22 protein-coding genes and 1 riboswitch are annotated in these 22,452 nt (G+C 70.7%); of the genes, 8 read left to right on the top strand and 14 right to left on the bottom strand.

The window, feature by feature from the left end:
• Positions 1-34: 34 nt before the first annotated feature.
• Entirely contained in the window at positions 35-520 is a 486-nt protein-coding gene (locus J5X86_RS15065) for a hypothetical protein (protein WP_208517297.1), read from the bottom strand.
• Positions 521-727: 207 nt separating this feature from the next.
• Here J5X86_RS15065 and J5X86_RS15060 point away from each other — a divergent pair, with 207 nt between their 5' ends.
• The gene (locus J5X86_RS15060) at positions 728-2,233 is read left to right on the top strand and encodes a M1 family metallopeptidase (RefSeq protein WP_208517296.1); all 1,506 of its coding nucleotides are present in this window, start codon (positions 728-730) and stop codon (positions 2,231-2,233) included.
• A gap of 73 nt (positions 2,234-2,306) precedes the next feature.
• On the opposite strand, the gene J5X86_RS15055 is transcribed toward J5X86_RS15060, so the two are convergent.
• The 6 genes from J5X86_RS15055 to J5X86_RS15030 form a co-directional block, all read right to left on the bottom strand.
• On the bottom strand, positions 2,307-2,993 hold the full coding sequence (locus J5X86_RS15055) for a response regulator transcription factor (protein ID WP_208517295.1): 687 nt from the start codon (positions 2,991-2,993) through the stop codon (positions 2,307-2,309).
• Positions 2,994-3,102: 109 nt separating this feature from the next.
• Entirely contained in the window at positions 3,103-3,912 is an 810-nt protein-coding gene (locus J5X86_RS15050; RefSeq protein ID WP_208517294.1) for an ABC transporter ATP-binding protein, read from the bottom strand.
• The gene (locus J5X86_RS15045) at positions 3,909-4,922 is read right to left on the bottom strand and encodes an iron ABC transporter permease (RefSeq protein ID WP_208517293.1); all 1,014 of its coding nucleotides are present in this window, start codon (positions 4,920-4,922) and stop codon (positions 3,909-3,911) included. The genes J5X86_RS15050 and J5X86_RS15045 overlap by 4 nt, the downstream gene beginning before the upstream one ends.
• Positions 4,919-5,965 (bottom strand): ABC transporter substrate-binding protein, encoded by a 1,047-nt coding sequence (locus J5X86_RS15040; RefSeq protein ID WP_208517292.1) that lies wholly within the window; start codon positions 5,963-5,965, stop codon positions 4,919-4,921. The genes J5X86_RS15045 and J5X86_RS15040 overlap by 4 nt, the downstream gene beginning before the upstream one ends.
• Positions 5,966-6,019: 54 nt before the next feature.
• Positions 6,020-6,234, bottom strand: a riboswitch (cobalamin riboswitch).
• Between the two features lie 59 nt (positions 6,235-6,293).
• A complete protein-coding gene (locus tag J5X86_RS15035; protein ID WP_208517291.1) occupies positions 6,294-7,217 on the bottom strand; it encodes an RNA polymerase sigma-70 factor in 924 nt (307 codons plus the stop codon).
• A 43-nt stretch (positions 7,218-7,260) separates the two neighbouring features.
• A complete protein-coding gene (locus J5X86_RS15030; RefSeq protein ID WP_208517290.1) occupies positions 7,261-7,737 on the bottom strand; it encodes a carboxymuconolactone decarboxylase family protein in 477 nt (158 codons plus the stop codon).
• Positions 7,738-7,993: 256 nt separating this feature from the next.
• Between J5X86_RS15030 and J5X86_RS15025 the strand changes: the two genes are divergently transcribed.
• The 3 genes from J5X86_RS15025 (at position 7,994) to J5X86_RS15015 (ending at position 10,377) form a co-directional block, all read left to right on the top strand.
• Positions 7,994-8,491, top strand: coding sequence for a DUF2165 domain-containing protein (locus tag J5X86_RS15025; protein ID WP_208517518.1), 498 nt, complete (start codon positions 7,994-7,996; stop codon positions 8,489-8,491).
• 198 nt (positions 8,492-8,689) lie between these two features.
• Positions 8,690-9,640: a DUF1996 domain-containing protein gene (locus tag J5X86_RS15020; RefSeq protein WP_208517289.1), complete on the top strand. Its 951-nt coding sequence runs from the start codon at positions 8,690-8,692 to the stop codon at positions 9,638-9,640.
• Between the two features lie 107 nt (positions 9,641-9,747).
• On the top strand, positions 9,748-10,377 hold the full coding sequence (locus tag J5X86_RS15015; RefSeq protein ID WP_208517288.1) for a DUF305 domain-containing protein: 630 nt from the start codon (positions 9,748-9,750) through the stop codon (positions 10,375-10,377).
• Here the strand turns inward: J5X86_RS15015 and J5X86_RS15010 are convergent.
• The 3 genes from J5X86_RS15010 to J5X86_RS15000 form a co-directional block, all read right to left on the bottom strand.
• Positions 10,363-12,255: a serine/threonine-protein kinase gene (locus J5X86_RS15010; protein WP_208517287.1), complete on the bottom strand. Its 1,893-nt coding sequence runs from the start codon at positions 12,253-12,255 to the stop codon at positions 10,363-10,365. The two genes, J5X86_RS15015 and J5X86_RS15010, sit on opposite strands and share 15 nt — an antisense overlap.
• Before the next feature lie 349 nt (positions 12,256-12,604).
• Complete coding sequence (locus J5X86_RS15005; RefSeq protein ID WP_243980373.1) at positions 12,605-13,387, bottom strand: polysaccharide lyase family 7 protein; 783 nt, start codon at positions 13,385-13,387, stop codon at positions 12,605-12,607.
• Positions 13,388-13,567: 180 nt separating this feature from the next.
• The gene (locus J5X86_RS15000) at positions 13,568-14,362 is read right to left on the bottom strand and encodes an FHA domain-containing protein (protein WP_093468442.1); all 795 of its coding nucleotides are present in this window, start codon (positions 14,360-14,362) and stop codon (positions 13,568-13,570) included.
• Between the two features lie 305 nt (positions 14,363-14,667).
• Between J5X86_RS15000 and J5X86_RS14995 the strand changes: the two genes are divergently transcribed.
• Positions 14,668-15,093 (top strand): hypothetical protein, encoded by a 426-nt coding sequence (locus J5X86_RS14995; RefSeq protein WP_208517286.1) that lies wholly within the window; start codon positions 14,668-14,670, stop codon positions 15,091-15,093.
• Positions 15,094-15,117: 24 nt separating this feature from the next.
• Here the strand turns inward: J5X86_RS14995 and J5X86_RS14990 are convergent, their stop codons facing one another.
• The gene (locus J5X86_RS14990) at positions 15,118-16,011 is read right to left on the bottom strand and encodes a helix-turn-helix transcriptional regulator (RefSeq protein ID WP_208517284.1); all 894 of its coding nucleotides are present in this window, start codon (positions 16,009-16,011) and stop codon (positions 15,118-15,120) included.
• Positions 16,012-16,243: 232 nt separating this feature from the next.
• On the opposite strand from J5X86_RS14990, the gene J5X86_RS14985 reads away from it, so the two are divergent.
• On the top strand, positions 16,244-17,278 hold the full coding sequence (locus J5X86_RS14985) for a zinc-binding dehydrogenase (RefSeq protein WP_208517282.1): 1,035 nt from the start codon (positions 16,244-16,246) through the stop codon (positions 17,276-17,278).
• 122 nt (positions 17,279-17,400) lie between these two features.
• Complete coding sequence (locus J5X86_RS14980; RefSeq protein WP_208517280.1) at positions 17,401-18,378, top strand: aldo/keto reductase; 978 nt, start codon at positions 17,401-17,403, stop codon at positions 18,376-18,378.
• Positions 18,379-18,434: 56 nt separating this feature from the next.
• Here J5X86_RS14980 and J5X86_RS14975 read toward each other — a convergent pair whose 3' ends face one another.
• A complete protein-coding gene (locus J5X86_RS14975) occupies positions 18,435-19,208 on the bottom strand; it encodes an IclR family transcriptional regulator (protein ID WP_208517279.1) in 774 nt (257 codons plus the stop codon).
• A 77-nt stretch (positions 19,209-19,285) separates the two neighbouring features.
• Positions 19,286-19,969 (bottom strand): TetR/AcrR family transcriptional regulator, encoded by a 684-nt coding sequence (locus tag J5X86_RS14970; RefSeq protein ID WP_208517277.1) that lies wholly within the window; start codon positions 19,967-19,969, stop codon positions 19,286-19,288.
• Between the two features lie 187 nt (positions 19,970-20,156).
• Here J5X86_RS14970 and J5X86_RS14965 point away from each other — a divergent pair, with 187 nt between their 5' ends.
• Complete coding sequence (locus J5X86_RS14965; protein ID WP_208517276.1) at positions 20,157-20,927, top strand: NADPH-dependent F420 reductase; 771 nt, start codon at positions 20,157-20,159, stop codon at positions 20,925-20,927.
• A gap of 697 nt (positions 20,928-21,624) precedes the next feature.
• Here the strand turns inward: J5X86_RS14965 and J5X86_RS14960 are convergent.
• On the bottom strand, positions 21,625-22,416 hold the full coding sequence (locus J5X86_RS14960) for a 2-keto-4-pentenoate hydratase (RefSeq protein ID WP_208517274.1): 792 nt from the start codon (positions 22,414-22,416) through the stop codon (positions 21,625-21,627).
• Positions 22,417-22,452 lie beyond the last annotated feature (36 nt).

Here is a 22,452-nt window from a genome sequence, read left to right as displayed (position 1 = left end):
CAGACATCCAGCCGCTCCAGTGTCATCTCCATGACTACACCCTTCCTGTGCAGTGTGCGTTGAGATAGGCATCCGGGTCCGGGCCCTCGGGGTTGGCGAGCACATGGCGCAACCATGCCCGGCGCTCGAAGTCGGTGACGGCCAACTCCCAGACGCAGCCGATGGCCTCACCCGGATGCGGTCTCAGCGCCTCCGGCCGCTCCCGGGGCGCCGAGAACAGTCGCTGATGAATCTCGTGCTCACCATGCCACCAGTCCACCAGCGCGAAGCAGTAGTCGGCCGCGTCGTGCGCGATGGCGAACCCGATGCCATAGCGGCTGTCCGTCCGAGCGGGGCTCGGCAGCAGCGAGGCCGCGGTTTCCACGGTCGCGGCCACCAGCGCGGGGCGGGGCGCATCGGCCGCCGCGCTGATGCCGTACACCTTCACGGCCCATCCGCCGATCGTCTCCAGGCCGAGGAAGCTGATGGCCCGAGGACGGTGCGGCTGCCGAAGGACGACCGATCCCTGCCGCACGCTCATGACCCGCCCCTCTCCTATCGACACCTGTTAAATGATTAGCAGGTGTCGCCCTGCCGCACAAGAGCAGACGGTGGGTGGCGCCAGGACTGGCCGACGAGGCTCGTCAGAAGGTCTTCCGCGCCGGTCGTTCTTTCGGCCGATGCCGGTGGCCATGAACCCGCTATCCGGTGGATCCACGACGGCCGCCTCGCGGGCCACCCTCGGCTCATGGCTCGTCACACACGACACTCGAACCTCACGCCGTGGATCGTCACGGCGCTGGCCACCGCCCTGACGGGCGTGGCCGGCTGCACCCCCGACGCGACGTCCGCCCAGAGCGGCACCCGTACCACCCCCACGCCCGGAGCCGCCGGAATCGGGGACACGCTGCATCCCGGGCTCGGCAACGGGGGCTACACCGTGCGCCATACCGACCTGGCGCTGCGCTTCGCCGAGGACCTCAAGACGTACACCGCGACCACCACGCTACGCGGCCGGGCCACCCACGCCCTGTCCCGTTTCGACCTCGACCTGACCGGGACCACGGTCCGTTCGGTGACGGTCGACGGCCGCAAGGCGACCTGGACCCGCTCCGGTCAGGAGCTGCGCGTGACTCCCGCGGACCCGGTGCCCGACGGCCGGGGGTTCTCGGTGGAGGTCACGGTGCACGCGCCCGTGGCGGGCCCTGAGGAGGCCGAGAAGCTCGGCACCTCGGCGATCGGGATGGTGCGGGCGAAGGGGGTCGTCCAGACCATCAACCAGCCCTCGGGCGCACATCGGATCGCGGCGTTCGCCGACCATCCGGCTCAGAAGGCGCCGACCACCATCACCATCGCCGCACCCTCGCGTGTGAACGCCATCGCGAACGGCGAACTCACCGCCACCCGGCGCGAAGGGGCGTATACCGTCCGCCGGTTCGAGAGCCGCCAAAAGCTCGCGCCCGAACTGATCCAGATCGGCGTCGGCCACTTCACCGTGGTCAAGCGGCAGGGACCGGACGGGATCAAGCTGCGCCACGCCCTGCCCACCGGCCAAGTCAATGACCTCATGCCGCAGCTCGACACGGTCGTGCCCAAGGCGCTGCGTTTCCTGACCCGACGGCTGGGCCCGTTCCCGCTGCGGACGTACGGCATCTACGCCACGCCACTGGGCGGTGAGCTCGAGACACAGTCCCTGACCCTGCTCGCCACGGAGGAGCTCACCAAGGAGGGTATGGAGGCCAACGGCTCGGACACGATCGTCGCGCACGAGATCTCCCACGAGTACTTCGGCAACAGCGTCTCGCCCCGCCGGTGGAGCGATCTGTGGCTCAACGAGGGCCACGCCGTCTATTACCAGGGCCTGTGGAGCCAGGAGGCGCGCGGCACCGATCCGGCCGACGCCATGAAGAGCGCCTACCAGGACGCCACCGCCCAACTGCGCAAGCAGGGGCCGGTCGCCGGTCCCCGCCTCGGCGCCTTCACGCCCAAGGACATGGCTCCCTACGGCTGGGGCGCCTACGAGGGTGGTGCTCTGGTGTTGTACGCGCTGCGGCAGAAGGCCGGCGAGGCCACGTTCCAGCGCATCGAGCGCGCCTGGGTGGCGGAGCACCGCGACAGCACGGCGGGGACCGCGGACTTCATCCGCCTGGCAAGCCGCGTCGCAGGCCGCGACCTGGGGCCCTTTCTGCGCTCCTGGCTGTACTCCACGAAGCTCCCGGCCATGCCCGGCCACCCCGACTGGCACACGTCATGACGGGCGGACGTGCTGACGGCACACATCCTGAAGGGCACACGCCCCGACGGCCCGGGCCGTCCGTTCGCCCGCGCTAGCGGTTGCGCACCGCTCCGGTGTCCCAGGCCCAGGCCGCGATCTCCACGCGGTTGCGGACGGCGAGCTTGGTCTGGATGTTGCTCAGATGGGTTTTCACCGTGGACAGCGACAGGTGCAGTTCGGCGCAGATCTCCTGATTGGTCCGGCCCACCGCCACCAGCCGGGCGACATCCAGCTCCCTGCCGGTCAGGGGGTTCGCCCCGGTGGCGGCGCCGGGGCGGCTCGCCCACTGCCGCAGCAGACGCACGGTGATCGCGGGAGACACCAGCGCGCCACCGCGGGCGGCCGACCGCACCGCCTCCACCAGGAGTTCGGGACCGGCGTCCTTGAGCAGGAAGCCACAGGCGCCGTTGCGGATCGCAGTGTGCACGTATTCGTCCTGGTCGAAGGTGGTGACCACGACGACCCGCAGCGGCTCCGCCACTGCGGGCCCGGCCAGCAGCCGGGTCGCCTCCAGACCGTCCAGTTTCGGCATACGGATGTCGACCAGGCACACATCGGGGCGGTGCCGCCGGGCCAGCTCCACGCACTCGGAGCCATCGGCGGCCTCGCCCACCACCTCGATTCCGGGCTGGGAGTCGAGAATCAGCCGGAACCCGGTGCGCACCATCGCCTGGTCATCCGCGATCAGCACCCGGATCGGGGCGCCTTCGGGGGGCGGTGTGTTCGCGGCATCGCTCACGTGGTGGATCCTTCCAGAGCCGCCTAGGGCCCTTCTGGCGGTAAAGCGCGCCAGAACCGTCCAGCCGCCGTCGTTCATGCAACCGCTCGGCAGGATACCGTCCACCGGCTCACGGCTTCGGTGTGCGGCGCAGAAAGCGGATGACCGGGTGGCCCGGATCGTGGGTGACATCGGCCTGGACGTCGTAGACCTGCTTGATCAGGGACGGGGTCAGCACCTGGCTGGGGGTGCCTTCGGCCACGACGTGCCCCTCGCGGAGGACGAGCAGGCGGTCGCAGTACATCGCCGCGAGGTTGAGGTCGTGGAGGGCGATCACGGTGGCGATCGGCAGACCGACGACGAGGTCGAGCAGGTCGAGCTGGTGCTGGATGTCGAGGTGGTTGGTCGGCTCGTCGAGCAGCAGCTCGTACGGTTCCTGGGCGAGGGCCCGGGCGATCTGGGCGCGCTGGCGCTCGCCACCGGAGAGGGTGTGCCACGACTGGCCGGCCCGGTCGGTCAGTGCGGTGCGCTCCAGGGCCGCGTCGACGGCCCGGATGTCCGTGGCGGTGGACGACGACCAGGCGCGCCGGTGCGGGATGCGGCCAAGGGCCACGACCTCGCGGACGGTCAGTTCGGTCTGGGTATGGGCGTGCTGTTCGACGGTGGCGATACGGCGGGCCGTGGCGCGGCGGCCGACCCGCGGCAGTGCGCGGCCGTCCAGGGTGACGACTCCGGCGGAGGGGGTGAGGATGCCGGCGAGCAGCCGCAGCAGGGTTGATTTTCCGGAGCCGTTGGGGCCGAGCAGGCCCAGCGTCTCGCCGGGGCGCAGGGTGAGGGTGATGCCGTCGACGATGAGCCGGCCGTCGGCGCGGCGGCTGACGCGGTCCGCGCGGAGTCCGGGTGCCGCATCCGCGGTGTCAGCGGGAAGGGAGTCGTTCATGTCTTCCTCCGGCCGCGGTAGAGCACGGCGACGAAGGCCGGTACGCCGATGAGGGACGTCACCACGCCCACCGGGACCTCCTGGGGGTCGATCACGGTGCGGGCGGCGGTGTCCACCCACACCAGGAAGATGGCTCCGGCCAGTGCGGTGACCGGCAGAAGGCGGGCGTGACCGGACCCGGTGAGGGCGCGGGTGGCATGCGGGAGGACCAGGCCGACGAAGCCGATGGCCCCGGCGGAGCTGACCAGGGTCGCGGTGAGCAGCGCGGTCGCGCACAGCAGGACGAGGCGGGTGCGGGCCACGCGGACGCCGAGCGCTGCCGCGGCCTCCTCGCCGAAGGCGAACGCGTCCAGGGTGCGGGCGTGTCCGAGACAGACCAGGAGGACGGCGGCCAGGACGACGGCGCACAGCAGCACATCGGTCCAGCCGGCGCCGGCGAGCGAGCCGAGGAGCCAGAACAGCACGGCGCGGGTGGTGTCGGCGTCCGCGGAGGTGAGGACGGTGAACGAGGTCAGCGCGGAGAACAGTTGCATGGCCGCCACCCCGGACAGCACCACGCGATCGGTGCTGCCGCCGAGGCTGTGGCTGAGCATGAGGACCAGGCCGAAGGAGAGCAGCGCGCCGATGAACGCGCCCGCCGACAGCGATACGGCCCCGCCGCCCACGCCGAGGACGACCACGGCGACGGCGCCTGTGGAGGCGCCGGAGGACACTCCGAGGACGAAGGGGTCGGCCAGCGGATTGCGCAGCAGGGACTGCATCACGGCCCCGCAGAGGGCCAGCCCCGCCCCGCACACCGCGGCGAGCAGGGTGCGGGGCATGCGCAGGTTCCACACGATGCCGTCGCGCAGCGGTGGCAACGTGCTCTCGCCCAGGCCGAGATGGGCGGTGACCGCTGCCCAGACGTCGGCCGTGGAGATGTCGGCGGGGCCGATGGTCACGGCGAAGGCGATCGACGCGAACAGCGCGGCCGGTCCTCCCGCGATCAGCAGCAGGAGGCGGGTGGTCACTTGGCGAGTCCGAAGTCGCGCAGCCCGGCGGCGACCTGCTCGACCCCTTCGACCGTACGGATGGACGGGTTCATGGCCTGCCCGCTCAGCAGGACATACCGCTTCTTCTTCACGGCGGTGAGATTGCGGGTGGCGGCGTTGGTCTCCAGGAAGCGCATCTTGGCCTTGGCGGACTCCGCGGTCTGCTGCTTGCGCGTGAGATCGCCGAGGACGATGACGTCCGGGTCGCGGTCGGCCACGGTCTCCCAGTTGATCTGCGGCCACTCGTCGTGGGTGTCGGAGAAGGCGTTCTTCGCTCCGACGGCCCGGGTGATGGCGCCCGGCGCGCCGCAGCAGCCGGCGAGGTAGGGCGACTGGGAGTTGGCGAACCAGTACATGAGGGAGACGCCGGAGGCGTCCACTCCCTGGGTGGCCGTACGCACGCGCCGCTTCAACCGTGCGATGAGCTTCTCGCCACGCTCGTCGACGCCGAACGCGTGGGCCAGGTCGCGTATCTCGCCGTAGACGGTGTCCAGGGTGAGTGGCTTGCTGCGGGAGCCATCGCCACCGCTGTCGGGGTCCCGGCCCGCCGAGCAGTCGGACGGCGAAACGTAGGTGGGCACGCCCAGCTTCTCGAACTGCTCGCGGGTGGCCACGCCGCCCTTGCCGAGGGTGGAGACGAACGAGGCGGTGACGAAGTCGGGTTCGGCGTCCAGGGCCTTCTCGAAGGACGGCGCGTTGTCCGCCAGACGCGGCACCGTCGCATTCGCCTTCTCCAGGCCCTTCATCACCGGGTCGGTCCAGGTGGCGGTGGACGCGATGCGGTCGGCGAGGCCGAGGGAGAGCAGGATCTCCGTGGTGCCCTGGTTGAGGGACAGGGCCCGCTTCGGGGCGAACTTCACCGTGACCTTGTGGCCGCAGTTGTCGATGGTGCGCGGATAGCCCGCACCGGCGGGCTTTGTGGCGTCCGCGCCGTCCTGGCCGGAGCCACCGCACGCGGTGAGCAGGAGGGCGGGCGCGAGCAGGAGGGCCGCGGTACGGCGGGCAGAGCAGAGCACGGGCATGCCTCGGTTGTCGGGGCTCGAACGCGGAGCCTGGCCTACGGACGTACTCCCCGCACGGGGCGCGGAGATACCAGCAGGTCTTCGGACTCGGGCTCGTCCGGACGGGGCCCCTTCCCGGTGCTCGTTCGCGGCGGCTTCGCGGCCGTCGCGGACTCCTCCCAGTGGTGTCACATGCCCCGCCCGTCCCCCTCACCGCTGCGCGTCAGCTCCGGATTCCCACCGGATTCCCTGGCCTCGGATGTGGCACGACTGGCTCCCCGAGACTATCAAGATCGTCGAACGATCAGGGTGTCGGACCGGTCACGGGGTGGCAGACGACGTCCCGGGGTCAGTTCGAGCGCCGACGGGCCTGCCGCACCTCGCGGTCGACGGCCCAGGCGTCGCCGACCGGCCCGAGGTGGCCGAGCTTGTCGGGATTGATCACCGCGCGGATGGCCTGAATCTGCCCGTCGAGCACATCGAGGACCAGGGCCTGGAGCACCTTGCCGTCCCGCTCCCGGAAGACCGCGCCGGGCTGGCCGTTGACCTCATGAAGCTCGAACGACACGTCGATCCGCAGCAGCCAGGGGAAGACCGTGCCCAGCAGCCGGGCCACGTTCTCCGCGCCCATGACGGCCTTGGCCAGCCGCGGGGCCTTGCCGCCGCCGTCCCCGACCAGTTGCACATCGGCGGCCAGCAGATTCCGCAGCGCGCCCACATCACCGTCCTTCAGCGCGTCGAAGAACCGCGTGGCCAGCTCCTGCCGCTCCCGCCGGTCCGCCTCGAACCGCGGCCGCCCGGCCTCCATATGCCGCCGCGCCCGCACCAGGAGCTGCCGACATGCCGCCTCCGACCGTCCCACCGCCGTGGCGACCTCGTCGAACCCGAAGGCGAACACCTCCCGCAGCACGAACACCGCCCGCTCCAGCGGGCTGAGCCGCTCCAGCAGCAACAGCGCCGCCATCGACACCGAGTCGGCCAGCTCCACCGCCCGGGCCGGGTCCTGATACGGATCGCTGAGCAGCGGCTCGGGGAACCACGGGCCCACGTACTCCTCACGTCGCACGCGCGCGGAGCGCAGCACATCGATCGAGATGCGCGTGACCGTGGCCGACAGATATGCCTTGGTCGACGTGGGCCGGGTCGCCGAGCCGTCGAAGCGCAGCCAGGTCTCCTGCACCGCGTCCTCGGCCTCACTCACACTGCCCAGGATCCGATAGGCGATCGAGAACAGCAGCGGCCGCAGCTCCTCGAACTCCTCGACCTTGCTCACGCCGACTCCCCTCCCCTGGGCCCGTTGCCGATACCGTTGCCGGTCAGTGGAACTGCCCGGCCTCGTAGTCACCGGCCGCCGGCTGCTGGGTGATGACGTTCAGCCGGTTCACCATATTCATGAAGGAGACCAGGATCACCAGGGCGGTGAGCTGCTCCTCGTCATAGTGCTTGGCGGCATTCGCCCACACCTCGTCGCCGACCCCACGAGCCGCGTCCGCGACCCGGGTCCCCTCCTCCGCCAGCTCCAGCGCGGCCCGCTCGGCATCGGTGAAGACGGTGGCCTCCCGCCATACCGCGATCAGGTTCAACCGCACCGGGGTCTCACCGGCCGCGGCGGCTTCCTTGGTGTGCATGTCGATGCAGACGGCGCAGCCGTTGATCTGACTCACGCGAATCGCCACCAGCTCCTGCGTCGCCGCCGGCAGCGGCGATTCCTTGACCGCCCTGCCCGCCGCCATGACGGGCCTCAGGACCTTGCCGGCGGTCTGGCCGGCGGAGTAGTTCAGTCGCGCGTCCATGGTGTGCTCCTCTGTGGTCGTTCAGTGGCTACACCCCTGAGACGGGGTAGCCCGACCCCCTGTGACATGGACGCATGTGACCCGCGTCTCCCCGCCGTCGGCTCGGCTCGGCACAGTACGGCGTCCATCACCGCCCTGATCCGGTCAGTTGTACGCTACGGCTCCCGCACGCTTCATGGTCAGCGGGATCCAACGGGAGACAGAGGTCATCGTGACAGAGCGAACCGGCAGAATACGTTCACCCCGTATCTACTCGATGACCTCGGGGGTGCTCACCGGGACGATCGCGTTGTACATCGCGCTCGTCGCCTTCGGGAACATCACCGACTTCGACAGCAACCAGCAGTTCGTGCGGCATGTCCTGGCGATGGACACCACGTTCAAGGACGAAGACCTGATGTGGCGGGCCATCGACTCCACCGCGCTCCAGGACACCGCCTACGTCGCCATCATCGCCTGGGAGACCCTCGCCGCTCTCGTCCTCCTCGCCGCGACGGCCATGTGGTTCGCGGGGCCGCCCGGAGACCGCGTCCGCCGCGCCCGTCAGGCCAGCACCGTGGGGCTGTTGATGCTGATGCTGCTGTTCGGCGCCGGGTTCATCGGCATCGGCGGCGAATGGTTCGCCATGTGGCAGTCGGAGAAGTGGAATGGCCTGGAGGCCGCCACGCGCGTGTTCATGATCTCCGGGATCGTTCTGCTGCTCATTCACCTGCTGCCCTCGGCCGAGCGAACCGATCCGGGCTCCGAGGACTGACCGAGCGGACGCCGCAGCCTCCCCGCTGCCGCAGGCTCTTGACTCTCCTTGCCGCGGACGCTTGACAGTGACCTGGGCCACCTCTAGCGTCCGCAGCATCGCTCCGAGAGAGCGCTCTCTCGGTAGCCCCGTGTGACCACACCGCTGGGCTCTCTCCCGCTCTTTTCGCTCTTCCGTGCGTGCACGGAAAGGAGAGTCATGTCCCGTACACCCCCGCGCTTCCCGCCCTTACGGCGTGTCCTCGGCCGCTGGCGAGGTCCGGGCGTCGTCCTCGCCGCCCTCGGCCTCGTCCTGTCCCTGCTCTCCATCGGCCCGGCCAGTGCGCGTGCCGATCTGCGCGCCACCGACGAGGCGGGCGCGGCGTCGAGCCCGCGGAGCGCCAACGCACCAGTACGCGTCGCGGAGTTCGTCGCAGAGTGCCCGTTCACCCACCGGCTGCCGGACGACCCGATCGTGTTCCCGGGGCTCCCCGGCGCGTCCCATATGCACAGCTTCTTCGGGAACGACTCGACCAACGCGCGCACCGATCTGGCCGCCCTGCAGAGGGGCAGGACCAGTTGCAGTCCGACCGTCGACCTGTCGTCGTATTGGACCCCGACCCTCTACGACAACGGCAAAGAGGTCGAACCCACCGGCACCACCTTCTACTACCTCGGTGAAGGTGTGCGCGACGACGTGATCGCCACCATCAAGCCGCTCCCCCTGGGGCTGCGGATCGTGGCGGGCAACGCCAAGGCCACCGGGGTCGGCGACCCCACGTCCATCGCACGCTGGTCCTGCCTGCACCACGGAGAGGTCAACCCCTCCAAGGACTTCGTGAACTGCCCGGCCGGTTCAATGCTGGAGTCCTACCTCGACTTCCCCCAGTGCTGGAACGGCAAGGACCTGGACTCCCCCGACCACAAGAGCCACATGGCCTACCCGGTCGGCGGCCAGTGCCCGGCCACCCACCCGGTCGCCGTGCCGAAGCTGCGCCAGGTGCTCCGCTACCCGGTCAGCGGCGACTCCTCGCGCTTCAAGCTGGCGTCGGGTGCCGGATACACCATGCACGGTGACTTCTTCAACGCCTGGCCCGAGGACGAGATGGCCCGGCGGGTGCGTGACTGCATCAACGTGATCATCAAGTGCGGTGCCGACGGCCGTCCCTGACGGAGAAGCAGAGGGCAGGCCAAGTGGCCCGGCAGGGCGACACCGCCTTGCCTGTGGGCGGAGTCCCGTCACCGGGGCTCCGCCCACGCCAGACGAGGGGAGTCGACATGACAGCGGCAACCGTCACACTGCGCACGGTGTCCGTAGCGGTCTTGCTCGCCACCGCCACGCTGCTCACTGCTGGATGCGAGGACGGCAGCGGGAAACCGCCGCGCGAGGCGCGGTCGACGTCGGCCGCGCGGCACCCCGCCACGCGGTCCCCGAGCGGGCAGGCGACGTCGGGGACCTTCAACTCCACCGATATCGGCTGGATCCAGCTAATGATCGCGATGGACGACCAGGCGACGGTCCTGCTGGACCTGGTCCCGGGCCACTCTTCCGACACCGGGGTGGAGAAGTGGGCGAAACCGGTGGCCACCGCCTACCGCGACGAACTCGTCCAGCTACGCAAGCTACTCGCCCGGGCGGGCGTCCCCGACACCAACCCGCACCAGGGGCACGACATGCCCGGCATGGTGACCGAGGACGAACTGCGCACCATCAAGGGAACCAAGGGCGCCGCCTTCGACACGCTCTTCCTCGCGGCGATGCGCGAACACCTCGACCAGGCCGCGAAGATCGCCCACTCGCAGCGCTCGGCGGGCGCCGATCCGGCCGCCAAGAAGCTGGCCACGAGCGTGGAGAAGACCTCGCTCACCTGGCGCGCCCGTCTCCCCAAGGGTTCAGGCGGGCGGTAGCGCGGCGGCGGCCGAGCCGGCGAGGTCGGTGGCCAGTTCGCAGGGCCGGCCCTTGGGGCCCGCCCCCTTGATGACCAGGGCCACCCGCTCGGTCCCCTTCACCCGGTCCAGGCCGGTGTAGTCGCGATGGACCACCTCGACGCGGCAGCTCCCTGGGCCCTCGTCCCCCGGCAGAACGATGGCCTGGCGATTGTCGCCGAGCTTGGTCGACCGGGCGTTCTTGTCGCGCGGCAGGTCACCCTGGTCGAAGCGCAAGTCCACCTCGTACTCGTTGGTGGTGCTCTTCCACTGGCAGTCCCAGCGGCCGAATCCGACGTCCGGCTCCCGGGCGTCGATACCGGGCACCTTCTCCAGCGCCTTGCCGTCGAGCAACGTACACGCGTCCAGGTGCGCCAGCGAACTGGCCGGAAAGTCCGGCGAACGCCGGGGAATCTCACCGCGGTTGAGCACCTTGACCGCGAGTCCCGTGGCACGGTCGGCGGTGTCGCACAGCGGCTCCTTGACCTCATCGGGCCGTCTCGCGGCCGCGGTCACCCGGAGGCTGTTGTCGCGAGCGCCGGTCACCGCCACGGCGCGCTCGCACACGTCGCCCTCGGCGGCGCGCTCCACGACCGTGACCCTGCCCGTGGTCTTCCGCGTCACGCCCTCCGGCAGCGAATCGGCGTCAAGCTCCACCCTGACGTCCACGACCTCCTCGCTTCGCTCCTTCAGGAGGACGTCGCAACGGTTGAAATTGCCGTAGTCACGGTCCAGTTGGGCCTCCCCGTACCGATCGAACACACTGGCGTTCAGCAAGGCGCAGGGGTCGGCCGTGCGGGGGTCTCCGATGAAGCCCGCGCCGGCCGCACTGGTCGGTCTGGTCGGCGACGGGTCGGCTTTGTCGCCGGATTCGCCACCCAGGCTCATCACGATGAACGGAACGGCGATGGCCAGTGCCGTGACGGCGGCGGCGCCGGCCGTGAGTAGCGGGCGGCGCCGGACGAGGGCGGCCACGGTGGTCGTCGTCCGGCGCCACTGTCCTCCCGCCGGGTCCTCGCTGTGCGCGATGGTGGCCGTATAGGGCGTGGTCGCCGGGGTCAGCGGGAGGGTCGGGAACCGGTCCGGCGGTCCCGCGATCTCCGTGAGGGCGCCGAGCGCCTCGGCGGCGGTGGGCCGGGCGCCGGGGTCGCGCTGGAGCATCGCGGTGAGCACCCCGCCGAGCGGCCCGACCCGGGGGCTGAGGGCCTCCATCCGGACCACCCGCCCGGCGCCGCGCAGCGGCGGAGTCCCCGTCACCAGCCAGTACATCGTGGCACCGAGGGAGAACACATCGGACGCGCGCTCGGGTGCTCCGCGGAACGCCTCGGGGGCGGCGAAGAACGGGGTCAGGCTGACCGGGCCGTTGGGCGTGATCGTCTCACTGCCGTCCACCCGGTACGCGGCGCCGAAGTCGGTCAGCTTGGCGACCCTGGCGTGGGTGATCACGATATTGCCGGGCTTGACGTCGCAGTGCACGATGCCCTTGTCGTGCAGGGCCGCCAGCGCGCCCGCGATCTGCGCGCCGATATGCGCCGCGAGCTCCGGCGCCATCTTCACCGGGACGTCCAGACTGCCACCGGTCACATGCTCCATCACCAGCCAGAACGTGGCCTTCTTGCCCTTGCCCGCCCGGACGGCGTCGTAGAGGGTGACCACGTTCGGATGGCTGAACTTCGCCAGAGCGCGGGCTTCGGCCAGCAACTCGTCGAAGTCGGCCTGGCTGTTGTCCTTGAGCAGGGCCCGCTTGAGGACGACGGACCGGCCCAGCTCCGTGTCGACGGCGAACCAGACCGCGCCCCGCCCTCCCTCGACGGGCCCCTCTGTGAGCCGGTACTTGCCCACCTTCTCCCCCCGCCGCACGACGCACTCCCCCCATACGAGACCAGAACTCCTGCCGTTACGGACACGCAGATCGAACTTACTGCGTACACGTAGAGACACGTACCGTTTGCGGAGCTCGTGAGGACAACGCGGGGCGCGGCGCGTGCCCGCGACGGATGGGACCTGGCCGGTTGAGAAGGGAATTCACCTGCCACTCCAGAAATCTTCACCTTTGTGGAGGTTGTGGCGCCCGGAAGCGCAGGCGACGGGGGCAGATGCCACGGTCACATGCCACCGAGCCACCGGCCCACCGCTCGCACAGGAGTCGCCGCGGTGCCGGGCCTCCCGCCACGGGCAGACCCGGCACCGCGCTCCCGGCCAGAAGTGGCTAGGAGTGGCTCACCTTGATGCTGGATATATGGACCTCGCCGTAGTTGTCACCGTCGCACGGGTCCGAGTTCTCGCAGTTGGCCTGCGTGTAGGCCCCAGCCTTGAAGTAGTTGCTGTCGTCGTCGGAGGAGATCGTGGTCTCACGCTCCCCGTTGTAATAGGCGTCGATCTTCCCGTCCCGCGCCACGAACTTGGCCTCGAACTCGGTGCCCAGCTCGTAGTCGTCGGTGACGAGATGGTGGTGGGTGTCGTCGCCGTCGGTGATGTAGAGCTTGCTGCCTTCGAGACGGAAGACCGTGACGTCGTCGTCCCCGCCGTGGATCTGGGCACCGACGAGCTGCGGCTTGTCGTTGGGGAGCGCCGTGAACGCCTCCTTGACCACGAGCGTGTGGGTGCCCTCGGTGGTCGACCAACTGGCCTCGTCCTCCCCGCCGTCCGTCATCTCCCGCAGCTCGGAGCGCGGATAGCTGGAGCCCCCCGTCGTCACACCGTCGACGGGGGACCGGAACTGGACCGCGTCGCAGTCCGCATCGGCCTGGAACCAGGGCTTGGCGGAGAAGGTGGCGAGATCGGGCTGGGTGATGTCGGTCGGGTCCTCGTCCTCGCCGGTGGGCAGGGTCAGCTTCCAGTTGGTGAGGTCGAGGACGTCGGCGGGGTACGTGCACTCGGCGGCCGTACGGTCGTGGCGGGTGGAGATGTCGGCCTGCGCCGGGAGCGCGAGGGCGGCCGTCGAGGCGGCCGCGGTGATGCCCGCGAGAACGACGATGCGCATGCACCTCATGGAGGGTTCCTTCCTTTTCGGAGGACAGGCGGCTGTCATCCCCACGGGTCATGGAGACGTCGTCATGCCATTTCGGTGCCCTGCTGAGTTCGGGCGAGCCCGTCCTGTGGCTGGTCATGGTTGGCCGCCACTTCCGGGACGGGTCCCGGATACGGGCACGGGAGCAATCCCGCTCCTGTGCTACGACTCCGGCGCGGGATCGGGCCAGAGGTCGTCATCCTCGATCAGGTCCAGGTCGGGCGGTACGAGCGTGGTGGACTCCACCAATCCCTTGAGCAGGTTGTGCAGCAGACCGTTGTCCGCGGGGCGCCCCTGCGACTTGTCGTGCATCAGCGGGTATCTGAAGCCGGTGTTGCGCAGACGGCGGCGTACGGCCTCGATCCGGTACTCGATCTTGCGCTCGTTCCAGCCCGCGCCCGGGCGGAGGTAGCTGAGCTGCTTGGCCGCCGTGGCGTACGTCAGAGGTCTCGGATCCTCCTCGTACAGCAGATACCGCTGACCGAGGACGACCAGCAGCAGCCGTTCGTCGTCGTCCAGCGCCCAGATCTCCGGCCGAAGGGTCTCTGCGCGCCGCCGCGAGACCGGCCCCTGGTCGTCATGGCCCGCCACATACAGCTCGACCAGGTGCTCACGGTAGCCGGAGCCCTTGACGAACAGCGGGGTGTAGCCGGTGTCGAGCGGGATCGGCTCGGTGCTGAGATGCATCATCGTGCCGCGGGGCAGCCGGACGAGCTGCCGCCCGGTGTTCCGCAGCCACCACTGTCCCTGGCGGTAGGTCAGCTCGCCGTGCCGCCGGCTCACCCGGAGGTCGTCCACGCCCACACCCAGGTCCACGTCCGGCTTCTCGCCGCGCCCGAAGCAGACCGTCAGCCCCGGCCGGGGCGGGGCACTGAGGTCGCCGGTCACGGTGCGGGCGTGCAGAGTGCCGGGGGTGGTGGGCGCGACTCCGCGCGCGAGGCTGGCGGAGAGGGGCATCGGCGGTCTCCTCGGTTCGGGCGATTCTCGACGCGTGCATGGGCACCCACCAGGATCCACGCCCTCCTCCGGGACCCGTCCCCAAAAGCAGGCCCGCGCAAGGGGAGCATGCCCCGGCGCCGAGGCTCAACGGCTGCGGCAAGCCTACGAGTTGAGTCGCGTTGCCCCGGTCCGGGACGGGTCCCGGAACCTCGGACGGACGATACGGAAACGACCCCGCATGGCCGACCCCCGGCCACCGGACCGGCGGATCAGTGGACCCAGCCGACCAGCGGACCAGCGGACCAGCGGACCAGGAGGGCACGATGACCGGCTCACCGGATGAGGACAACTGGCTGGAACCGGCTCCGGCTCAGCGCCCCGGGCAGATCACCGCGGCCGCCGTGCTCCTGGTCGTCTCGGCCTTCCTCGGTACCACGATCGCCGTGAACGACCCGGAGCTGACGCAGTTCGTGTATCTGCTGCTCTTCGTCACCATCGGTGCCGCCATCCGCATCCGCAAAGGCGGACGCACGGCCTGTATCACGGCGTCGGTGACGGCCGCGCTGTTCTTCCTCTATCTGGGCCCGCACGCGATACGGGGGCTGTCGGACCCGGGCGGGGTGTACCAGCCGGAGTACGCGGTGCGGGCCATCGTCGCCATCGCCGTCTCCGCCACCGGCGTAAGCCTCCTCTACTCACCGCCCAGCCGCGCGTACGTTCGCGCGCGCGGCCACCACACTGCCCGGTGACCCCTCGCCGCCCGGCTCGGCCGGTCAGCGCTTCTGTTCGGAGGCGGCGGGCCGTGGCTCGGCGGGCGTGGCGGTCATGTCGAGCAGGAGCATGGCGTCGTGGTCCGGGGTGCCGGGTTCGGCCGTGTAGACGCCCATGCGGTGGCCGGGAGTGCCTTCGAGCGCCATGCCCTGAAAGACGAGGGTGATCTTGCCTACGTGGGGGTGCTGGAAGGTCTTGGCGGTGTGCTTGCGGCCGGTGACCTCGTAGCGTTCCCACAGGCCCGCGAAGTCGGGGCTCTTGAGGAGCAGTTCGCCGACGAGCGTGGTGAGGTCGGGGGCGTCGGGGTCGGTGCCGGCCAGGGCGCGCAGGCGGGCGACGCAGCCGCGGATCTGGTTCTCCCAGTCGGGGAAGACCTCGTGGGCGGCGGGGTGGAGGAAGAGGTAGCGGGCGAGGTTGCGCTGCTTGACGGGCCAGTCGGTGATGCCGGCGTAGAGGGCGAGGCCGCCGGGGTTGTGCGCGAGGATGTCCATACTGCGGCTGAGGATGTACGCGGGATTCGGGCGCACCGTTTCCAGCAGCAGCTTCAGGTGGGGGCGCACGGTGCGGCTGGGGGCCGGAGCGGGCTTGGGCGCGTAGCGGGCGGCGCGGACGGCCAGGTCGCGCAGATGCTGGTGCTCGGCGTCGTCGAGCTGCAGGGCGCGCCCGAGGGCATCGACCACGGCGGGGCTGGGGCGGGTTTCCTTGCCGCGTTCCAGGCGGGTGTAGTAGTCGATGCTGACCCCGGCGAGGGTGGCCAGTTCCTCACGGCGCAGGCCGGGGGTGCGGCGGATGCCGGGCCCCGGGGTGAGACCGGCGGCCTGGGGGCTGGTCTGGGTGCGGCGGGCGCGCAGGAAGCGCCCCAGTTCCTCGCCGCCGCTGTGCTGCTCGGGTGCCATAGGGCCAGTGTCTCCCCGCCTCCGCCGGAACACGCCCGGTGAGGGGGGCTCTGTCACACCCCCGCTGGCCGCTCCCCCGCACACCTCGGCCTGCCTGACACGGGCGCGAGGCGGCAGGCTCGATGGTGTCGCGCCGACCGGCCTCCTGGGCCCGGAGACGGTCGAGCGGTCCGGCGCCGCCACTGGCGGCTCCCCTTCCACCATCCCGCCCACATATCGAGGAGCTGCGCCCATGCGTGCCACCCTGCTGTACGCGGCCGACGACGTACGCGTCGAGAACGTCGCCGACCCGAAGATCCAGAACCCCACCGACGCGGTCGTTCGGATCGTGCTGTCCTGCATCTGCGGCAGCGACCTGTGGCCCTTCAAGTCGCTGCCGCAGACCGACACCCCCCGCCACATGGGCCATGAGTTCCTGGGCGTCGTCGAGGAGACCGGCGCCGAGGTGCGCGGCCTCGTCCCCGGTGACCTGGTGGTGGCCCCGTTCATGTGGGCCGACAACACCTGCGGGTACTGCCGCGACGGTTTGCAGCCCTCCTGTGTGCACGGCGGGCCGTGGGGCGTGAACGGTGTCGACGGCGGCCAGGGGCAGATCGCTCGTGTCCCGTACGCCGACGGCACCCTGGTGAAGCTGCCGGTCGGCGAGGACTCCGAGCTGCTGCCGGATCTGCTGACCCTGTCCGACATCCTGTGCACCGGCTACCACGCGGCCCGTACCGCCGGTGTCGAGCGCGGCGACAGCGTCACCGTCGTCGGCGACGGTGCCGTGGGCCTGGCGGCCGTGATCGCCGCCAAGCTGCAGGGCGCCGAGCAGATCATCCTGATGGGGCGGCACACCCGGCGCACCGATCTGGGCCGTGGCTTCGGAGCCACCGATGTGGTGGCCGAGCGCGGCGAGGAGGGCATCGCCCGGGTGCGTGACCTGACCGGCGGCGAGGGCACCCGTAAGGTCCTCGAATGCGTGGGCCTGAGGGACGCGCTGGTGCAGAGCTTCGGCGTGGTCCGCGACGGCGGCACGATCAGCCGTGTCGGCGCACCGCAGTACAGCGATGTCGCGTTCGGGTTCGGCGACTTCATGCGCAACATCACCCTCACCGGTGGCGTCGCCCCGGCCCGCGCCTACATCGAGGAGCTGATGCCGCACATCCTCGACGGCTCGATCCGGCCGGGCCGGGTCTTCGACCGCACGCTGGGCCTGGAGGACGTCGCCGACGGCTACCGGGCGATGAACGACCGCGAGGCCCTGAAGGTCCTCATCCGCCCGTGACCCTCCCGGCGCTCCTCGCGGACACCCGCCACCCGAGGGCGACAGCCACACCCGGCGGGTCACAGCACTCGGCCGCGGTGACCGGCCGATCCGACCACACCTATCAGGAGAAGTGACCACCGATGAAGTACATCAACCTGGGGGACCTGGAGGTTTCCCGTATCGGTCTGGGTGCGATGGGCATGTCCCACGGCCTCACCGGCGCCGGAACGGACGACGCGGAGTCCATCCGCACCGTCCACCGGGCGCTGGAGCTGGGCGTCACCCTCATCGACACCGCGGAGATCTACGGCCCCTACATCAACGAGGAACTCCTCGGCCAGGCCCTGAAGGGCCGACGCGATCAGGTGGTGCTGGCCACCAAGTTCGGCATGATCGCCCACTCCGGGGCGGGCCCGTGGAACCTCGACTCCAGCCCGGCCAACATCCGCACCTCCGTGGAAGGGTCGCTGAAACGGCTGGGCACCGATCACATCGACCTGTACTACCAGCACCGGGTCGACCCCGACACCCCCATCGAGGAGACCGTCGGGGCCGTGGCCGAGCTGGTCGCCGAGGGCAAGGTGCGGCATATCGGCCTGTCCGAGGCGGGGCCGGACACGATCCGCCGCGCCCACGCCGTCCACCCCATCACCGCGGTGCAGTCCGAGTACTCGCTGTGGACTCGGGGACTGGAGGAGCGCGTCCTGCCGGTGCTGCGTGAGCTGGGCATCGGCCTGGTCCCCTTCTCACCGCTGGGACACGGCTTCCTCACCGGCACCGTCCGCGACGAGGCCGACTTCGAGGAGGGCGACTTCCGGCGCGGCAACCCGCGCTTCACCGGCGAGAACTTCCAGCGCAATCTGCGTCTCGCGGACGAGGTCCAGGCCATCGCCGCCGAGGCGGGCGCCACACCGGCCCAGGTCGCCCTCGCCTGGCTGCTCGCCCAGGGCGACGACATCGCGCCCATCCCCGGCACCAAGCGCGTGGCCCGCGTGGAGGAGAACACCGCCGCCGATCGCCTCCGGCTGAGCGCGGAGGTCCTGGCCAGGCTCTCCAGCCTGCCCCCGGTCGTCGGAGACACCCACACCGAGGCCGGTATGCGAATGCTGGAACGCTGACCCCACCCGGTGACCGCCCCGGGTGACGAGTCAGTACCGCGCCACCTCGGGGGGATTTACGACGGCACGCTCGCTCCGAGGCGCTGGGCCATCGCCCGTGCCCCATCCAGGACCAACTCGACGTAGTGCTCCTTCTCCGCGTCGCCCCACCGCGGGGTCGGCACCGAGATGCTCATGGCCGCCACGCAGTTGCCGAGCCGGTCGTACACCGGCGCGGCGACACAGGCCGCGTGGTCATTGGACTCGCAGTACTCCTCGGTCCAGCCGCGCTCGCGGGCCTCTTCGACCTCGGCCAGCAGCCGCTTCCGCGTGGAGATGCTGTTCGACGTCATCTGCTGCAGCGCCTTGTCGTTCGGGAACAGCTCATCGAGTTCCCGGGCCGGCAGGGCGCTCAGCAGCGCTTTTCCGCCCGCGGTGCAGGACGCGAGCAGCCGGCTGCCCACCTGCGACACCAACCGGACCGAGTACTTGCTGTCGATGCGCACGATGAACACCGCGAATCTGCCGTCCCGTACGACCACCTGGACGGTTTCGCCGCATGCCCGCGCCACCTCGCCGGCACACTCCCGGCCCACGGTCGCGAGGTCGAGCCCGCGCTCGTAACCGGCGCCGAGCCGCAGTGCGTTGAGCCCTATCGCGACGCGTCCGGTCTCCTTGGAGACGGTCACATAGCCCCGGTCGGCCAGTGTGTTGACGAGCTCGTGCGTGGTGGCACGGGGCAGCCCGAGGTGCTGGGTGATCTCCGGAACCCGCAGCCCCTCGTCCTGGTCGACGAGCAGCTCCAGGATGTCCAGGCCCCGGCGCAGGGCCGGAGCGGTGAGTCGCGCCACGATGTCCTCCCAGCACACCTACCAACAGACGACGTCCAAAATATCAGACGGCGGGGTGTGCGAGACAAGGCGGCCGGTCAGTCGCTCGCGGGTGCGTCCCCGTGGAGTGTCGGCTCGGGCTCAGGCCCGGACTCAGGCTCGGGCTCAGGCTCGGGCAGTGGCTCGGTATTGCGGGCACGGAGGCCGTCGAGGGAGATACGGAGCAGGCGGCGCCACCGGCCGGGGTGGCTGTCGCCGGTCGCCTGGACGACCTGGCTCAGGGAGGCGCTGAGCAGGACCAGGTCGGCGGTGGTGACACCGGCGCGCAGGAGGCCCGCGTTCAGGCAGCGGGTGCGCAGTTCGTCGATGAAGGCGTCGCGGTACTCGGCGCACACACGCGGTGGACCGCCGGTGGCGGTGTAACTCTCGACCAGGGCGCGGTTGCCTGCCTGGTGGGCGAGAGTCTGTTCGAAGAAGCCGGTCAGGGCCTCCCAGGGGTCTTCGGTCGCCTCCGCCGCCTGGTGGGCGGCAGTGAGCCAGGAGGTGAACTCCCGCTCCAGGACGGTGGCGAGCAGATCGTCCTTGGTCGGGAAGTGGCGGTAGAGCGTGCCCATGCCGACGCCGCTGCGCCGGGCGATCTCGCGGACGTCGACCGTGCCGCCCTGCTCGGCGAAGACCGTACCGGCCGCCTCGATGATCGCGGCACGGTTGCGCTCGGCGTCCGCACGGCGGGCGCGTTTGACGGGGGGCTGCGTGGGTGCGGGCAGGTCGGTGCTGGTCACGGCATTCAGAGTACAAGCGGCCTTTACGGAGCGCCCGCTCCGGTTGTGTTACCTTCAAGAGGAGCACTCGCTCCGGTTTGGTGGCGTGAGAGGCCCTGGCTTCCGCATGACCGTCCCCGCCGGAGCCCGGCTCCTGGACAGAACCGCCGGCGGACCAGAGGTCCGCCAGATGAGGAGACCTCCTTCCATGGCAACACTCGGCTTCATCGGCAGCGGCAGCATCGGCACGAAGATCGCCCGGCTCGCGATCGCGGCGGGTATCGACGTCGTCCTGTCCAATTCCCGCGGGCCCCAGAGCCTGACCGAGACGATCGCGGAGCTCGGGGAGCGCGCCCGGGCCGCGACGCCCGAGGAGGCGGCCCGAGCGGGGGACTGGGTGGTGGTGAGCATCCCGCTGGCCGCATACCGGCAGCTTCCGGCCGCCGCGCTGGCGGGCAAGGTCGTGCTCGACACGATCAACTACTACCCGTTCCGCGACGGGGAGTTCGAGGTGCTGAACTCGGGCGAGACCACCACGAGCGAACTCGTCCAGAAGCACCTGGCCGGCGCGAAGCTCGTCAAGGCGTTCAACAACATCAGCGACCAGCACATCCCGGCGCTCGCCCGTCCCTCGGGAGCCGCCGACCGCTCGGCCCTGCCGATCGCCGGAGACGACCCGGATGCGAAGGCGAGCGCCTCCGCCCTGATCGACCGGCTGGGCTTCGACACCGTCGATGCGGGCCCCCTGGCCGAGAGCTGGCGCTTCGAGCCGGAGACCGCCGCCTACGTGGTGCCCTACTGCGCCGACACTGACACGTGGAGGGTTGCCATGGCCAAGTTGGGCGAGGAGATCAGGTCCGGCGGCCCGGCACAGACCCGGCCCCCCAAGGACCCGGGCACCCCGCTGCCCGCACACCGGCTGCGCACCCTGCTGGCCGAGACGCCCCGCGTCCTCCCCGCCGACCGCGTGCTGCGCTGACCCCGGCCCCGCTGACGGCGCACAGACCGGTCGGCTCCAAGGTGCTACGGGGTGTCCGGCGGATCTTTCCCCACCCCGCCCCTTCCCGATACCTGGGGTTCCGCCCCTGGACCCCGGGGTCCAGGGGCGGAACCCTGCCACGCGGCGGAGCCGCATATCGATGCCGCCGGACGGGACGGGGAGGAGAGCAACCTGCCCACCCACGCCCGATACCAGGAGCCTCGCCCCTGAACCCCAGAGCCCAGGGCAGAACCCCGCCACGCGGCGGAGCCGCACATCGATGCCGCGAGAAGGCGCGGGGAGACGAGCAGCCCGCCCACCCGCGCCCGTTACCAGGGGCCCTCGCCCCCGGACCCGGAGTCTGGGGCAGAGCCCCAGTTGCGGGAAGGGGCGGGGAGGGGAGCAGCCCGCCTGCCCGCACCCACTACCGGAGGCTTCGCCCCCGGACCCGGGGCCTGGGACAGAACCCCACCACGCGGCGGAGCCGCATATCGATGCCGCCGGACGGGGCAGGGAGGAGGGCGGCCTGCCCGCCTCTGCTCGATACCGGGGGCTCCGGGGTCCGGGGCGGAGCCCCGGTTGGGGAAGGGGCGGGGAGGGGAGCAGCCCGCCGCAGGCGTCATGGTCCGCCGGACGCCTCCTGGAGACGACCGGATGACGGCCCGGACGCACCGGCCATCCGCCCAGGCGGTCTTCGTCAGTTGACGTCGAGGGCGATTCGGCCCAGCTCGCCGAGGTCGGCGACCAGGCGGTCACCGGCGCTGATCGCTGTCGGGGCGCACAGGGTGCCGCTCAGGACGATGTCCCCGGCCTCCAGTCGCCGTCCGCCGCGCAGCAGGTGGCGGGCCAGCCATGCGACCGCCTCGGCGGGGTCGCCCATGACGGCGGCCGCGCTCCCCGGCACCGTCCGGGAGCCGATCGACAGCGTGGCGGTGATCTTCGCCAGGTCCGCTGACGCCGGTGGGACAACCGGCGACCCCAGCAGCGCGCGAGCGGCGTTGGTGTTGTCGGCGACGAGCATGGGGAGCGTCCGCGCGCCGCCGCGCCACCTGCTGTCGACGATCTCGAAGGCCGGTGCGACCGCGGCGGTGGCGTTGCGGACGTCCTGCGCGGTGACCTGCGGGCCGGGCAGCGGCTCGCCCAGGGTGAACGCGATCTCCACCTCTGCCATGGGGGCGAACAGCCCGGCCGTGGCGAGGGGTTCGCCGTCCTCCAGCAGCCGGTCGGCGAGCAGGTGGCCCGCGGCGGGCTCGTCGGCGCCGAACGTGTCCCGCACGGGCTGTGCCGTGAGGCCGATCTTGTAGCCGATCACCCGACCACCGGCCGCCACCGCCAGATCGCGGGTCGCGCTCTCGACGGCATAGGCCATTTCGAGGTCATCGAGCTGATCGGCCGCGGCGGCGTCGACCGCGGTGGCCTCGTCCGCGGTGGCCTCGTTACCGGCTTGCCACAGCCGTCGGCCCAGGTCCGCGATCAGGTCCTTCTTCATCGATCTCTCCCTACGAGCTCTACGAGCCCTTCGAGC

The sequence above is a fragment of the Streptomyces sp. NEAU-YJ-81 genome (genome assembly GCF_017592595.1).
GTDB lineage: Bacteria > Actinomycetota > Actinomycetes > Streptomycetales > Streptomycetaceae > Streptomyces > Streptomyces hygroscopicus_B.
Note: the sequence above shows the minus strand (reverse complement) of the source record. Positions and strands in the feature narration are given on the sequence as shown.

What these genes read in the sequence shown, in the direction of transcription:
- J5X86_RS15065 (WP_208517297.1), bottom strand. Translation starts at nt 520, where the DNA reads ATGAGCGTGCGGCAGGGATCGGTCGTCCTTCGGCAGCCGCACCGTCCT.
- J5X86_RS15060 (WP_208517296.1), top strand. Translation starts at nt 728, where the DNA reads ATGGCTCGTCACACACGACACTCGAACCTCACGCCGTGGATCGTCACG.
- J5X86_RS15050 (WP_208517294.1), bottom strand. Translation starts at nt 3,912, where the DNA reads ATGAACGACTCCCTTCCCGCTGACACCGCGGATGCGGCACCCGGACTC.
- J5X86_RS15040 (WP_208517292.1), bottom strand. Translation starts at nt 5,965, where the DNA reads ATGCCCGTGCTCTGCTCTGCCCGCCGTACCGCGGCCCTCCTGCTCGCG.
- J5X86_RS15030 (WP_208517290.1), bottom strand. Translation starts at nt 7,737, where the DNA reads ATGGACGCGCGACTGAACTACTCCGCCGGCCAGACCGCCGGCAAGGTC.
- J5X86_RS15025 (WP_208517518.1), top strand. Translation starts at nt 7,994, where the DNA reads ATGACCTCGGGGGTGCTCACCGGGACGATCGCGTTGTACATCGCGCTC.
- J5X86_RS15020 (WP_208517289.1), top strand. Translation starts at nt 8,690, where the DNA reads ATGTCCCGTACACCCCCGCGCTTCCCGCCCTTACGGCGTGTCCTCGGC.
- J5X86_RS15015 (WP_208517288.1), top strand. Translation starts at nt 9,748, where the DNA reads ATGACAGCGGCAACCGTCACACTGCGCACGGTGTCCGTAGCGGTCTTG.
- J5X86_RS15005 (WP_243980373.1), bottom strand. Translation starts at nt 13,387, where the DNA reads ATGAGGTGCATGCGCATCGTCGTTCTCGCGGGCATCACCGCGGCCGCC.
- J5X86_RS15000 (WP_093468442.1), bottom strand. Translation starts at nt 14,362, where the DNA reads ATGCCCCTCTCCGCCAGCCTCGCGCGCGGAGTCGCGCCCACCACCCCC.
- J5X86_RS14995 (WP_208517286.1), top strand. Translation starts at nt 14,668, where the DNA reads ATGACCGGCTCACCGGATGAGGACAACTGGCTGGAACCGGCTCCGGCT.
- J5X86_RS14990 (WP_208517284.1), bottom strand. Translation starts at nt 16,011, where the DNA reads ATGGCACCCGAGCAGCACAGCGGCGGCGAGGAACTGGGGCGCTTCCTG.
- J5X86_RS14985 (WP_208517282.1), top strand. Translation starts at nt 16,244, where the DNA reads ATGCGTGCCACCCTGCTGTACGCGGCCGACGACGTACGCGTCGAGAAC.
- J5X86_RS14980 (WP_208517280.1), top strand. Translation starts at nt 17,401, where the DNA reads ATGAAGTACATCAACCTGGGGGACCTGGAGGTTTCCCGTATCGGTCTG.
- J5X86_RS14965 (WP_208517276.1), top strand. Translation starts at nt 20,157, where the DNA reads ATGGCAACACTCGGCTTCATCGGCAGCGGCAGCATCGGCACGAAGATC.
- J5X86_RS14960 (WP_208517274.1), bottom strand. Translation starts at nt 22,416, where the DNA reads ATGAAGAAGGACCTGATCGCGGACCTGGGCCGACGGCTGTGGCAAGCC.